Raw genomic sequence first — 14319 nt, 5'->3', positions numbered from 1 at the left:
CGGATAAAGCGTTTATTTCGTACGGATCTTGGGTTATTTAGTCTGACCTGAGGCGTTTCTTGTAGCCATTTGGCAAGTGAGTTCTCTTTTATCCTAGAGGCAAGGAGAACTCGATGAAGAAGCGATTTACCGACGAGCAGATCATCCGCATCTTGCGAGAGGCCGAGAGCCGGGATGAGCCGGTGAAGGATCTGTGCAAGCGCCACAACATCTCGGAACAGACCTTCTATCGTTGGCGCAACAAGTTCGGCGGGATGGACGTGGCTGACGCGCGTCGACTTAAGGAGCTGGAATCGGAGAACGATCGGCTCAAGCGCCTGATCGCCGAGCAGATGCTGGTGATCGACGGCCTGAAGGAATTCAGCCGAAAAAAATGAGCACCCCGACGGGCCGGCGCGAAGCGCTGGAAGTCCTGACTCGGCGGGGGCTCTCGCAACGCAAGGCATGTTGCTACCTGGGGCTGAGTCGCCGGGTGGCAACCTATACGCTCAAGCAACCGGAGAAGGATCGGAGCCTGGGCGAGCGACTGATCGCGGCCGCTCAGGAAGTGCCGCGTTTCGGCTACCGGCGGATGTCGGCTTGGCTGGCGCTGGGCGAATCGCGCGTGCGGCGAATGTGGCGAGCCTTGCAGCTCAACATTCCGCGGCGGCGTCCTCGCCGTCGTCGTTGTGGCAACGACATTCGCCTGCCCGGTGCGACACAACCCAATTCGGTATGGAGTTACGACTTTGTGCACGATCAACTGGTGGATGGGCGGGCGTTGAAGATGCTTTGCGTGATCGACGAATACACCCGCGAGTGCCTGGCGATCGAGGTCGACGCCAGCCTGCGGTCGCAGGATGTGATTCTGACGCTGTCGCGACTGATGCGGCTGTACGGCAAGCCCGCATTCGTTCGGTCGGACAACGGCGCCGAATTTACCGCTGCCAAGGTCATGCGCTGGCTGCGAGATGCTGAAATCGGCCCGGCCTTCATCGCGCCCGGCAGTCCGTGGCAAAACGGGTTCGTCGAGAGCTTCAACGGCAAGCTGCGCGACGAATTGCTGAACCGGGAATGGTTCCGCAGCCGCGCCGAGGCCAAGGTGCTCATCGAACGCTGGCGGCAGTTCTACAACGAGCGCCGGCCCCATAGCGCACATCGCTATCAACCTCCCGCTACGGTCCGTCGAGCCTGGCTGGATTCCGATAATATCGACACGAGACTCACTGCCTGATTGGTCACAAAATTCCGTCTCAGGTCAAAAACACTCCGAAAATCTGGCGTGCGACAGTTGATGTTTGGCTCATGCGAATGGCGCAAGTCGATCAGTGATCGCCGGATGATTCTTCATGTTGACCGTTGCGGGCAATCGATACGGCGATCGGAGACACAAGCGGCACCCTGAAACCGTTGAACGACAATTGTGATTTTGGCCGAGGATGCGCTCAAGATGCCGGCGATCACGGCGAGATGGCTGATCGTTGAAAGGCAGGACTACGCTACGCCAGTCCGTATCCGGTGATAGGCAGATCGGGGAAGGAGGTTGCAGCGAAGAAATTTGCCAGCCGCCTGATCAGCCAGGGTGCAGAATTAATCGCCGTCGCGGCGAGCAGCAGATGGGGTGATGATGGGTCACGGCAGCTCGAGCTGCCATCGGGTGGGGCAACCTGATTGGCCTGAGCGTGCCTGACGAATCTTGGAGATGGACGGCACTGCCCGGATCAACACCTTCGGCACTCTGGCTCCGACTGCGCCGCCGTTGCTTGGCGTGCCCTGCATTTCCGCCGCTGAAATGCAAAAACCCCCGCCTTTTGGGCGGGGGTTCTTGGCTTAGGGAGCCTGACGATTACCTACTTTCACACGGGAATCCGCACTATCATCGGCGTAGAGTCGTTTCACGGTCCTGTTCGGGATGGGAAGGGGTGGGACCGACTCGCTATGGTCATCAGGCAAAGAGGGTTGTCGCGCTGCTTCGCAACGCGACCAATCGGGAAGAAGCAGTAATTTTGGGGTTGTGCGTATCAGCACATCGCGGTCATTCAACCGCTGTCTGTAAAACAGACTTGTTATAGGATCAAGCCTTACGGGCAATTAGTATCAGTTAGCTGAACGCATTACTGCGCTTACACACCTGACCTATCAACGTCCTGGTCTCGAACGACCCTTCAAGGGGATCTAGTCCCGTGGATATCTCATCTTAAGGCGAGTTTCCCGCTTAGATGCTTTCAGCGGTTATCTCTTCCGAACATAGCTACCCGGCGATGCCACTGGCGTGACAACCGGTACACCAGAGGTTCGTCCACTCCGGTCCTCTCGTACTAGGAGCAGCCCCCTTCAAATATCCAACGCCCACGGCAGATAGGGACCAAACTGTCTCACGACGTTTTAAACCCAGCTCACGTACCTCTTTAAATGGCGAACAGCCATACCCTTGGGACCGGCTACAGCCCGAGGATGAGATGAGCCGACATCGAGGTGCCAAACACCGCCGTCGATATGAACTCTTGGGCGGTATCAGCCTGTTATCCCCAGAGTACCTTTTATCCGTTGAGCGATGGCCCTTCCATACAGAACCACCGGATCACTATGACCTGCTTTCGCACCTGCTCGACTTGTCGGTCTCGCAGTTAAGCACGCTTATGCCATTGCACTATCAGCACGATTTCCGACCGTACCTAGCGTACCTTCGTACTCCTCCGTTACGCTTTGGGAGGAGACCGCCCCAGTCAAACTGCCTACCATGCACTGTCCCCGACCCGGATCACGGGCCAAGGTTAGAACCTCAAACAAACGGTGGTATTTCAAGGACGGCTCCACCGAAACTAGCGTTCCGGTTTCATAGCCTCCCACCTATCCTACACAGATCGGTTCAAAGTCCAATGCAAAGCTACAGTAAAGGTTCATGGGGTCTTTCCGTCTAGCCGCGGGTAGATTGCATCATCACAAACACTTCAACTTCGCTGAGTCTCGGGAGGAGACAGTGTGGCCATCGTTACGCCATTCGTGCAGGTCGGAACTTACCCGACAAGGAATTTCGCTACCTTAGGACCGTTATAGTTACGGCCGCCGTTTACCGGGACTTCAATCAAGAGCTTGCACCCCATCATTTAATCTTCCGGCACCGGGCAGGCGTCACACCCTATACGTCCACTTTCGTGTTTGCAGAGTGCTGTGTTTTTATTAAACAGTCGCAGCCACCAGTTTATTGCAACCCCTTCACCCTCCTGGCGCAGGCCAGTCAAGCTACAAGGGCGTACCTTATCCCGAAGTTACGGTACCAATTTGCCGAGTTCCTTCTCCCGAGTTCTCTCAAGCGCCTTAGAATACTCATCTCGCCCACCTGTGTCGGTTTGCGGTACGGTCATCGTTAGACTGAAGCTTAGAGGCTTTTCTTGGAACCACTTCCAATTGCTTCGCTCCCTAAGGAGCTCGCGCCGCACCCTTGAATTACGCGCCCGGATTTGCCTAAGCGCCTTCTCCAATGCAGCGACCGGGACTTCCAACACCCGGACAACCTTCCGCGATCCGTCCCCCCATCGCATCTAACAATGGTGCAGGAATATTGACCTGCTTCCCATCAGCTACGCATTTCTGCCTCGCCTTAGGGGCCGACTCACCCTACGCCGATGAACGTTGCGTAGGAAACCTTGGGCTTACGGCGAGGGGGCCTTTCACCCCCTTTATCGCTACTCATGTCAGCATTCGCACTTCCGATACCTCCAGCACGCTTTTCAACGCACCTTCGCAGGCTTACGGAACGCTCTCCTACCATGCGTGCAAAGCACGCATCCGCAGCTTCGGTATATAGCTTAGCCCCGTTACATCTTCCGCGCAGGACGACTCGATCAGTGAGCTATTACGCTTTCTTTAAAGGGTGGCTGCTTCTAAGCCAACCTCCTGACTGTTTTAGCCTTCCCACTTCGTTTCCCACTTAGCTATATTTGGGGACCTTAGCTGGCGGTCTGGGTTGTTTCCCTCTTGACACCGGACGTTAGCACCCGATGTCTGTCTCCCGTGATTGCACTCTTCGGTATTCGGAGTTTGCTATGGCGGGGTAATCTGCAATAGACCCCCCAACCATGACAGTGCTCTACCCCCGAAGGTGAGACACGAGGCACTACCTAAATAGTTTTCGGAGAGAACCAGCTATTTCCAAGTTTGTTTAGCCTTTCACCCCTATCCACAGCTCATCCCCTAACTTTTCAACGTTAGTGGGTTCGGACCTCCAGTACGTGTTACCGCACCTTCATCCGGCCATGGATAGATCACTTGGTTTCGGGTCTACGCCCAGCAACTGAACGCCCTATTCGGACTCGCTTTCGCTACGCCTGCCCTATACGGTTAAGCTTGCTACTGAACGTAAGTCGCTGACCCATTATACAAAAGGTACGCCGTCACCCCTTACGAGGCTCCGACTGTTTGTATGCATGCGGTTTCAGGATCTATTTCACTCCTCCCGGGGTTCTTTTCGCCTTTCCCTCACGGTACTGGTTCACTATCGGTCGATCACGAGTATTTAGCCTTGGAGGATGGTCCCCCCATCTTCAGACAGGATTTCACGTGTCCCGCCCTACTTGTCGCACACCTAGTTCTTTCATACTGTTTTCGCCTACAGGGCTATCACCTGCTATGGCCGCACTTTCCAGAGCGTTCGGCTAACAATACAAATAAAGAGTGCAAGGCTCATCCCATTTCGCTCGCCACTACTTTGGGAATCTCGGTTGATTTCTTTTCCTGCGGTTACTTAGATGTTTCAGTTCACCGCGTTCGCTTCACATAGCCTATGTATTCAGCTATGGATACTCCAAAAGGAGTGGGTTTCCCCATTCGGACATCTACGGATCAAAGCTCGTTTGCCAGCTCCCCGTAGCTTTTCGCAGGCTACCGCGTCCTTCATCGCCTGTGATCGCCAAGGCATCCACCACATGCACTTGTTCGCTTGACCCTATAACGAGTCTGTCTCGTTACAGGTTGAGTTCTCGCGTTGTGCCGTATTCCAATTGAGTCAAACATAGAGTTCGAATCATCTTGAGATACATCGATACAATCACAACCCGGATAACTTTCACGTCCATCTCAAGACGCTTCCGCTATCCAAATTACTTACTTCTTCCAGATTGTTAAAGAACGACAGCCGATATGGTGTTACTCATATCACTCTGACTGGCTCAATCGCCAATGACAAAAGTTCGACTACGTCGAACGCTTGTCATTGAAGATTGGTGGAGGCAGACGGGATCGAACCGACGACCCCCTGCTTGCAAAGCAGGTGCTCTCCCAGCTGAGCTATGCCCCCATGTACAGAATATCCTCAGGTGTGAGCCGGTCGGCTTGGGGTACTCGTAAGCGCCAAAGCGCTAACGATCACCGACACGTCAGACAATGGTGGGTCTGGTTGGATTCGAACCAACGCCCCCGCCTTATCAAGACGGTGCTCTAACCGACTGAGCTACAGACCCCTGAGTCTGTCTTTAATTTACAGCCGATAAGCGTGAGCGCTCAACTTTGCGAGAAGCTCTGGAAAGGAGGTGATCCAGCCGCACCTTCCGATACGGCTACCTTGTTACGACTTCACCCCAGTCATGAATCCTACCGTGGTGACCGTCCTCCTTGCGGTTAGACTAGCCACTTCTGGTAAAACCCACTCCCATGGTGTGACGGGCGGTGTGTACAAGACCCGGGAACGTATTCACCGCGGCATGCTGATCCGCGATTACTAGCGATTCCAGCTTCATGCACTCGAGTTGCAGAGTGCAATCCGGACTACGATCGGTTTTCCGGGATTAGCTCCCCCTCGCGGGTTGGCAACCCTCTGTTCCGACCATTGTATGACGTGTGAAGCCCTACCCATAAGGGCCATGAGGACTTGACGTCATCCCCACCTTCCTCCGGTTTGTCACCGGCAGTCTCCTTAGAGTGCTCTTGCGTAGCAACTAAGGACAAGGGTTGCGCTCGTTGCGGGACTTAACCCAACATCTCACGACACGAGCTGACGACAGCCATGCAGCACCTGTGCGCCGGTTCTCTTTCGAGCACTCCCACCTCTCAGCAGGATTCCGACCATGTCAAGGGTAGGTAAGGTTTTTCGCGTTGCATCGAATTAATCCACATCATCCACCGCTTGTGCGGGTCCCCGTCAATTCCTTTGAGTTTTAATCTTGCGACCGTACTCCCCAGGCGGTCAACTTCACGCGTTAGCTACGTTACTAAGGAAATGAATCCCCAACAACTAGTTGACATCGTTTAGGGCGTGGACTACCAGGGTATCTAATCCTGTTTGCTCCCCACGCTTTCGTGCATGAGCGTCAGTATTGGCCCAGGGGGCTGCCTTCGCCATCGGTATTCCTCCACATCTCTACGCATTTCACTGCTACACGTGGAATTCTACCCCCCTCTGCCATACTCTAGCCTGCCAGTCACCAATGCAGTTCCCAGGTTGAGCCCGGGGATTTCACATCGGTCTTAGCAAACCGCCTGCGCACGCTTTACGCCCAGTAATTCCGATTAACGCTCGCACCCTACGTATTACCGCGGCTGCTGGCACGTAGTTAGCCGGTGCTTATTCTTCCGGTACCGTCATCCCCCGGCTATATTAGAACCAAGGATTTCTTTCCGGACAAAAGTGCTTTACAACCCGAAGGCCTTCTTCACACACGCGGCATTGCTGGATCAGGCTTTCGCCCATTGTCCAAAATTCCCCACTGCTGCCTCCCGTAGGAGTCTGGGCCGTGTCTCAGTCCCAGTGTGGCTGGTCGTCCTCTCAGACCAGCTACTGATCGTCGCCTTGGTAGGCCTTTACCCCACCAACTAGCTAATCAGCCATCGGCCAACCCTATAGCGCGAGGCCCGAAGGTCCCCCCGCTTTCATCCGTAGATCGTATGCGGTATTAATCCGGCTTTCGCCGGGCTATCCCCCACTACAGGACATGTTCCGATGTATTACTCACCCGTTCGCCACTCGCCACCAGGTGCAAGCACCCGTGCTGCCGTTCGACTTGCATGTGTAAGGCATGCCGCCAGCGTTCAATCTGAGCCAGGATCAAACTCTTCAGTTTAAACCTGTTACTGTTTTCGGTTCGGTTAAGAACCGGTCGCTCACTCAAAGCTGACAGGTATATGAATTGCTTCATAAACCTGACTTACTTTAGTGTGAGACTCTTGATACTTTCGCTTTCTGATCCGAGGATCAGCTCGCTGCCATCAAGCGCCCACACTTATCGGCTGTTAATTTTTAAAGAGCGTTTCTGCGAGGAACTTCGCGTTTCTCAGCAGCGCTGCGTTTTCAGCAGCAGAGAAGCGAGATTATGAACCGTGTTTCGCAGCTCGTCAACAACTTTTTAACTGCTTCGTTGCGACTGCGGGGTTCATCTTCGTGTGCTGCTCGGGCTCGCTACCACCAACCCCACAACAGCATCGCTTCCCTCTCCCGCGCCGCGTTTCCGTTAGCGCGAAAGAGGCGTGATTCTATGCACCCCGCACCCTTCGCGCAAGCCCCTTTGTGAAATTATTTTGAAACAGTCACCGTGCGCTATCGCGCACGGTGACTTGGGGCTCGACGGGCCGGGCGACTACGCCGCAACCGGTGCCAACCAGTCGCCAGACAGCTGCCGCTGCGCAGCCCACTTAGCGGTTCTTGAACTCGGGCTTCCGTTTCTCGACGAATGCCGCCATCCCTTCCTTCTGGTCCTCAGTCGCAAACAGCGAATGGAACAGCCGGCGCTCGAAGTGGACACCTTCTGCCAGCGTCGTCTCGTACGCGCGGTTCACCGACTCCTTGACCATCATCACCGCCGGCAGCGAGAACTCGGCGATCGTCGCCGCGGCCGCAACCGCCTCGTCGAGCAGCTTGTCGGCCGGCAGCACGCGCGACACGAGCCCGGCTCGCTCCGCTTCGGCGGCGTCCATGAAGCGCGCGGTCAGGCACATGTCCATCGCCTTCGCCTTCGACACCGCGCGCGGCAAACGCTGCGTGCCGCCTGCGCCCGGCATGACGCCAAGCTTGATCTCCGGCTGGCCGAACTTGGCCGTGTCCGCCGCGAAGATGATGTCGCACATCATCGCGAGCTCGCAACCGCCGCCCAGCGCGAAACCCGACACCGCGGCAATGATCGGCTTGCGGATCTGACGGACCGTCTCCCAGTTGCGCGTAATGTAGTCGCCCCGGTAAACATCCATATAGGAATAGGTGGCCATCATGCCGATGTCCGCGCCGGCTGCGAACGCCTTCTCGCTCCCCGTCACGACGATCGCGCCGATGCCGTCGTCCGCATCGAACGCCTTCAGTGCATCGCCCAACTCATCCATCAACGCATCGTTCAGCGCGTTCAGCGCCTTCGGACGGTTCAGCGTAACCAGCCCGACACGCCCCCGGGTCTCCACCAGGATGTTCTCGTAAGCCATCTATTTCTCCTCGATCAATGAAATGAGAAACGCCTCGCACATGCGAATAGTTTGATGCTAACATTCTCCGACCAACCGGTCGGTTAATTAATCGATCCAACCCCTCTCATCGTCCATCAGGCCGCCGCCATGACCCATGCACTGTTCACGAAGCACGAAGACACGCTGAAGCACGCACTCGCCGCCATCGAGAGCCGCGGGTACTGGAGCCCGTTCGCCGAAATGCCGAGTCCCAAAGTGTACGGGGAAAGCGCGAACGCAGACGGCGAAGCAGCTTTCAAGTCGCACCTCGACAAGACGTTCGCACTCGACCAGCCGGCGTCCGGCGAAGCGGTCGGCGCGGAGCGATCGCCGTACGGCATCGCACTGGGCATCCGGTATCCGAAGTCGACGCCCGACGCACTGATCGCCGCCGCAGCCGCCGCGCAACGCACGTGGCGCGAAGCCGGCCCCAGCGCCTGGATCGGCGTCAGCCTCGAAATCCTCGCGCGCCTGAACCGCGCGAGCTTCGAGATCGCCTACAGCGTGATGCACACCACGGGGCAGGCATTCATGATGGCGTTCCAGGCCGGCGGCCCGCACGCGCAGGATCGTGCGCTCGAGGCTGTCGCCTATGCATGGGACGAACTGCGCCGCATCCCGGCCGATGCGCATTGGGAAAAGCCGCAAGGCAAGAACCCGCCGCTCGCGATGCACAAGCGCTACACGATCGTCCCGCGCGGCACGGGGCTCGTGCTCGGCTGCTGCACGTTCCCGACCTGGAACGGCTACCCAGGCCTGTTCGCCGATCTGGCAACCGGTAACACCGTGATCGTCAAACCGCATCCGGGTGCGATCCTGCCGCTTGCAATCACGGTCCGGATCGCCCGCGACGTGCTGCGCGAAGCCGGGTTCGATCCGAACGTCGTCACGCTCCTTGCGACCGAGCCCAACGACGGCGCCCTCGTTCAGGACCTCGCGCTGCGCCCCGAGATCAAGCTGATCGACTTCACGGGCAGCACGCAGAACGGCACGTGGCTCGAACGCCATGCCCACCAGGCACAGGTCTACACCGAGAAGGCCGGCGTCAACCAGATCGTGATCGACTCGACCGACGACCTGAAGGCCGCAGCCAAGAACATTGCGTTCTCGCTGGCGCTGTACTCCGGCCAGATGTGCACGGCGCCGCAGAACATCTATGTGCCGCGCGACGGCATTCGGACGGCGGACGGCCATGCGAGCTTCGACGAAGTCGCGCAAGCCATCGCGGTTGCCGTGCAAAAACTCACCGGAGACCCGGCACGCTCGGTCGAACTGATCGGCGCAATTCAGAACGACGGCGTGACCGCACGTATCGACGACGCCCGCCAGCTCGGCCGCGTACTCGCCGACAGCGTGGCCCTTCAGCACCCCGCGTTCCCCGATGCCCGTGTGCGCACACCGCTCGTGCTGCAACTCGACGTGACCGATCGCGAGAAATTCACGCAGGAGTGGTTCGGCCCGATCTCGTTCGTGATCGCGACCGACTCGACCGCGCAGTCGCTCGATCTCGCCGGTGAAATCGCGGCGGAACACGGCGCGCTGACCCTCTCCGTCTACAGCACCGACGACGCAATCGTCGACGCCGCCCACGATGCAGCAGTGCGCGGCAGTGTCGCGCTGTCGATCAATCTGACGGGCGGCGTGTTCGTCAACCAGTCGGCCGCGTTCTCCGATTTCCACGGCACGGGAGCCAACCCGGCTGCCAACGCGGCGCTGGCCGACCCGGCATTCGTCGCCAACCGGTTCCGTGTGGTGCAAAGCCGCGTCCATGTTGCCCCGAAGGCGGTACCCGCGGAAGCCGGCCAAACGGCATAACCCGAACGGCGGACGTGCAAACGCCGCCAAGTTCTCTACCATGAACGAATCCGCCACCCGGCGGGTTCGTTGCTCATCGATACGCCCATGACAGACGCCTACATCTGCGACGCGATTCGCACCCCCATCGGCCGCTACGGCGGCGCCCTGAAAGATGTCCGTGCCGATGATCTCGGCGCGGTGCCGCTCAAGGCGCTGATCGAGCGCAACCGCAACGTCGACTGGACGGCGATCGACGACGTGATCTACGGCTGCGCGAACCAGGCAGGCGAAGACAACCGCAACGTCGCGCGCATGTCGGCGCTGCTCGCGGGCCTGCCGACCGCCGTGCCGGGTACGACGCTGAACCGGCTGTGCGGCTCCGGGATGGACGCGGTCGGCACGGCCGCGCGCGCGATCAAGTCGGGCGAAGCGCGCCTGATGATCGCCGGCGGCGTCGAGAGCATGACGCGCGCGCCGTTCGTGATGGGCAAGGCCACGAGCGCGTTCGCGCGCCAGGCCGACATCTACGATACGACGATCGGCTGGCGCTTCGTCAATCCGCTGATGAAGCAGCTTCACGGCGTCGATTCGATGCCGGAGACGGCCGAGAACGTCGCGGTCGACTACAACATCAGCCGCGCCGACCAGGACCTGTTCGCGCTGCGCAGCCAGCAGAAGGCCGCGCGTGCGCAGCAGGACGGCACGCTCGCCGAGGAAATCGTCGCCGTCACGATTGCGCAGAAGAAGGGCGATCCGGTGGTCGTGTCGCGCGACGAACATCCGCGCGAGACGTCGCTCGAAGCACTCGCGAAGCTGAAGGGCGTCGTGCGTCCCGACGGCTCTGTAACGGCCGGCAATGCATCGGGCGTCAACGACGGCGCGTGCGCGCTGCTGCTCGCCAATGCACAGGCAGCCGATCAGTACGGCCTGCGCCGCCGCGCGCGCGTCATCGGCATGGCGACGGCAGGCGTCGAGCCGCGCGTGATGGGCATCGGCCCCGCGCCGGCCACGCAGAAACTGCTGCGCCAGCTCGGCATGACCATCGACCAGTTCGACGTGATCGAGTTGAACGAGGCGTTTGCGTCGCAGGGTCTCGCGGTACTGCGCATGCTCGGCGTCGCCGACGACGATCCGCGCGTGAACCCGAATGGCGGCGCGATCGCACTCGGTCACCCGCTCGGCGCATCGGGGGCCCGGCTCGTGACCACGGCGCTCCATCAACTCGAGCGTACGGGCGGCCGCTTTGCGCTCTGTACGATGTGCATCGGCGTCGGCCAGGGCATCGCACTCGCGATCGAACGCGTGTAACCGATGCGCCGCGCGCCTATAACGAAGTCATGAAGGAGACACTGCATGTCCTATCAGGCGATTCAGCTGGATATCGATCAGGCCGCGCGCGTGGCCACGATCACCCTCAACCGCCCCGACAAGCTGAACAGCTTCACGCGGGCGATGCATCGCGAACTGCAGTCGGCTCTCGATGAAGTCGAAGCGGCCGGCGCACGCGCGCTGATTCTGACGGGTGCGGGACGCGGCTTCTGCGCGGGCCAGGACCTCGCCGACCTCGACTTCACGCCGGGCGCGTCCACCGACCTCGGCACGCTGATCGACGAGCATTTCAATCCGCTGATCCGCCGCCTGCAGCGTCTGCCGCTGCCGGTGATCGCCGCCGTCAACGGCACGGCAGCCGGCGCCGGCGCGAATCTCGCGCTCGCATGCGATCTCGTGTTCGCCGCCCGCTCGAGCAGTTTCATCCAGGCCTTCGTCAAGATCGGGCTCGTGCCCGATTCAGGCGGCACATGGTTCCTGCCGCAACGCGTCGGCATGGCACGTGCGCTGGGGCTCGCGCTGACCGGCGACAAGCTCGGCGCCGAACAGGCCGAACAGTGGGGCCTGATCTGGCGTGCGGTCGACGACGACGCACTCGCCGCATCAGCCCGCCAGCTCGCGACCCAGCTCGCGCAGCAGCCGACGCTCGCGATCGCATCGATCAAGCAATCGATGCGCGACAGCGTCACGAACACGCTCGACCAGCAGCTCGACCTGGAACGCGACATGCAGCGCAAGCTGGGCCAGTCGCACGACTACGCGGAAGGCGTGAAGGCATTCGTCGAGAAGCGTGCTCCACGCTTCGAGGGGCGTTGACATGACGGCCGCCACCGCCACGCTCGATCCCGATGCGCTCGCCCGCGCCACCGCGCAGGCCATGTTCGACGCCGATGCATGCAGCCGCGCGTTCGGGATGGAAATCGCGGAAGTACGCGCCGGCTACGCACGCCTGCAGATGCGCGTGCGGTCCGAATTCCTGAACGGGCATCAGACCTGCCACGGCGGGATCATCTTCACGCTCGCCGATTCGACGTTCGCGTTCGCGTGCAACTCGTACAACCTGAACACGGTCGCTGCCGGCTGCTCGATCGAATTCCTGCGCCCCGTGCACGGCAACGACGTGCTGACGGCCGAGGCGATCGAACAGGCGCGCGCCGGCCGCCAAGGCATCTACGACATCCGTGTCACGAACCAGACAGGCGAAACGGTCGCGATGTTTCGCGGCAAATCCGCCCAGATCAAGGGCACGGTCATCCCGGAAGACCGCTGACGTCAACGGCTCGCACATAACAAACACTGGAGACATGCATGACTACCCCGCTACCGCTCGAGCCGATCGAGACCGCCTCACGCGACGAGCTGACCGCGCTGCAGCTCGAACGCCTCAAGTGGTCGCTCCGGCATGCGTATGACCACTCTCCCGTCTATCGTCGCAAGTTCGACGATGCGGGCGTGCATCCCGACGACCTGAAAACGCTCGCCGACCTGTCGCGCTTCCCGTTCACGACGAAAGGCGACCTGCGTGACAGTTACCCGTTCGGGATGTTCGCCGTGCCGCAGGACCAAATCTCGCGCATCCACGCGTCATCGGGCACGACCGGCAAGCCGACGGTCGTCGGCTATACGGCCGGCGACATCGACACGTGGGCGAATCTCGTCGCGCGCTCGATCCGCGCCGCCGGCGCACGTCGCGGCGACAAGGTACACGTCAGCTACGGGTACGGCTTGTTCACCGGCGGGCTCGGCGCGCACTACGGCGCCGAACGTGCGGGACTGACCGTGATCCCGTTCGGCGGCGGCCAGACCGAGAAGCAGGTACAACTGATCCAGGATTTCCGGCCCGACATCATCATGGTGACGCCGAGCTACATGTTGTCGATCGCCGACGAAATCGAGCGCCAGGGCCTCGATCCCGTGCAGAGCTCGCTGCGCATCGGCATCTTCGGCGCGGAGCCATGGACCAACGACATGCGCGTCGCGATCGAGCAGCGGATGGGCATCGACGCGGTCGACATCTACGGGCTGTCCGAAGTGATGGGCCCCGGCGTCGCGTCCGAATGCGTCGAGACCAAGGACGGTCCGACCATCTGGGAAGATCACTTCTATCCGGAAATCATCGATCCGGAAACCGGCGAAGTGCTGCCGGACGGCGAATTCGGCGAGCTCGTGTTCACGTCGCTGACGAAGGAGGCGCTGCCGATCATCCGCTACCGGACACGCGACCTCACGCGCCTGTTACCCGGCACCGCTCGCACGATGCGCCGGATGGAAAAGATCACCGGCCGCTCGGACGACATGATGATCGTGCGCGGCGTCAACGTGTTCCCGACGCAAATCGAGGAACAGCTGCTCAAGCAGCGCGCGCTCGCACCGCACTATCAGATCGTACTGACGAAGGAAGGCCCGCTCGACGTGCTGACGCTCAACGTCGAGCCCTGTCCCGACACCGCTCCGGATACGGCGGCGATCCACGCGGCGAAACAGGCGCTCGCGCATGACATCAAGTCGCTGATCGGCGTGACGGCCGTGATCAACGTGCTGCCCGTGAACGGGATCGAGCGCTCGGTCGGCAAGGCGCGCCGCGTCGTCGACAAGCGCAAGGGCTGACGGCAGACGCTGCGCGTGCGTCGCGCGGAGAGGCAATCCCGTTGCGCAACAAAAAAATAGCCCGATCGGCCAACGCCAATCGGGCTATTTATTGTGTTCCGCGACGTCGTTCAACGCGACAGGCGCATCACACAGACTCAAACCACACGGGTGCACCGCTCTCAAACCGACGCACTCCACGCGCAC

Annotated in this window: 7 protein-coding genes, 2 tRNA genes and 3 rRNA genes; 6 read left to right on the top strand and 6 right to left on the bottom strand. The window is 60.0% G+C overall.

The annotated features are described in order from the left end of the window. Nucleotides 1-113: 113 nt before the first annotated feature. Nucleotides 114-1213 (top strand): IS3 family transposase gene (locus MRS60_RS02515; protein ID WP_175750021.1). Its coding sequence is split into 2 segments (ribosomal slippage): nt 114-366 and nt 366-1213, totalling 1101 coding nucleotides; the frame shifts between segments, so codons are not numbered across the junction. Between the two features lie 603 nt (nt 1214-1816). On the opposite strand, the gene rrf is transcribed toward MRS60_RS02515, so the two are convergent. The 6 genes from rrf to MRS60_RS02485 all read right to left on the bottom strand — a co-directional run bounded on the left by rrf (nt 1817) and on the right by MRS60_RS02485 (nt 8379). Then, nucleotides 1817-1929: ribosomal RNA gene (gene rrf, locus MRS60_RS02510) — 5S ribosomal RNA — on the bottom strand. Between the two features lie 120 nt (nt 1930-2049). Then, nucleotides 2050-4924, bottom strand: a 23S ribosomal RNA gene (locus MRS60_RS02505). A 275-nt stretch (nt 4925-5199) separates the two neighbouring features. Further along, a tRNA-Ala gene (locus MRS60_RS02500) sits at nt 5200-5275 on the bottom strand. An 87-nt stretch (nt 5276-5362) separates the two neighbouring features. Continuing rightward, a tRNA-Ile gene (locus tag MRS60_RS02495) sits at nt 5363-5438 on the bottom strand. Nucleotides 5439-5500: 62 nt separating this feature from the next. Beyond that, nucleotides 5501-7034 (bottom strand): 16S ribosomal RNA (locus MRS60_RS02490). The 16S, 23S and 5S rRNA genes sit together here with 2 tRNA genes alongside, the layout of an rRNA operon. A 568-nt stretch (nt 7035-7602) precedes the next feature. Continuing rightward, nucleotides 7603-8379: an enoyl-CoA hydratase gene (locus MRS60_RS02485; protein WP_243565174.1), complete on the bottom strand. Its 777-nt coding sequence runs from the start codon at nt 8377-8379 to the stop codon at nt 7603-7605. A gap of 129 nt (nt 8380-8508) precedes the next feature. Here MRS60_RS02485 and paaN point away from each other — a divergent pair, with 129 nt between their 5' ends. The 5 genes from paaN to paaK all read left to right on the top strand — a co-directional run bounded on the left by paaN (nt 8509) and on the right by paaK (nt 14133). After that, the gene (gene paaN, locus MRS60_RS02480; RefSeq protein ID WP_243565173.1) at nt 8509-10215 is read left to right on the top strand and encodes a phenylacetic acid degradation protein PaaN; all 1707 of its coding nucleotides are present in this window, start codon (nt 8509-8511) and stop codon (nt 10213-10215) included. Nucleotides 10216-10302: 87 nt separating this feature from the next. Beyond that, entirely contained in the window at nt 10303-11505 is a 1203-nt protein-coding gene (pcaF, locus tag MRS60_RS02475) for a 3-oxoadipyl-CoA thiolase (RefSeq protein ID WP_243565172.1), read from the top strand. Nucleotides 11506-11550: 45 nt separating this feature from the next. Next, nucleotides 11551-12342 (top strand): 2-(1,2-epoxy-1,2-dihydrophenyl)acetyl-CoA isomerase PaaG, encoded by a 792-nt coding sequence (gene paaG / locus MRS60_RS02470; protein WP_034183735.1) that lies wholly within the window; start codon nt 11551-11553, stop codon nt 12340-12342. Nucleotide 12343: 1 nt separating this feature from the next. Next, nucleotides 12344-12796, top strand: coding sequence for a hydroxyphenylacetyl-CoA thioesterase PaaI (gene paaI, locus MRS60_RS02465; RefSeq protein WP_034183734.1), 453 nt, complete (start codon nt 12344-12346; stop codon nt 12794-12796). A gap of 38 nt (nt 12797-12834) precedes the next feature. Then, complete coding sequence (paaK, locus tag MRS60_RS02460; RefSeq protein WP_034183733.1) at nt 12835-14133, top strand: phenylacetate--CoA ligase PaaK; 1299 nt, start codon at nt 12835-12837, stop codon at nt 14131-14133. The last annotated feature ends 186 nt before the right edge of the window (nt 14134-14319 follow it).

Source organism: Burkholderia pyrrocinia, from assembly GCF_022809715.1.
Taxonomy (GTDB): Bacteria; Pseudomonadota; Gammaproteobacteria; order Burkholderiales; family Burkholderiaceae; genus Burkholderia; species Burkholderia pyrrocinia_C.
Note: the sequence above shows the minus strand (reverse complement) of the source record. Positions and strands in the feature narration are given on the sequence as shown.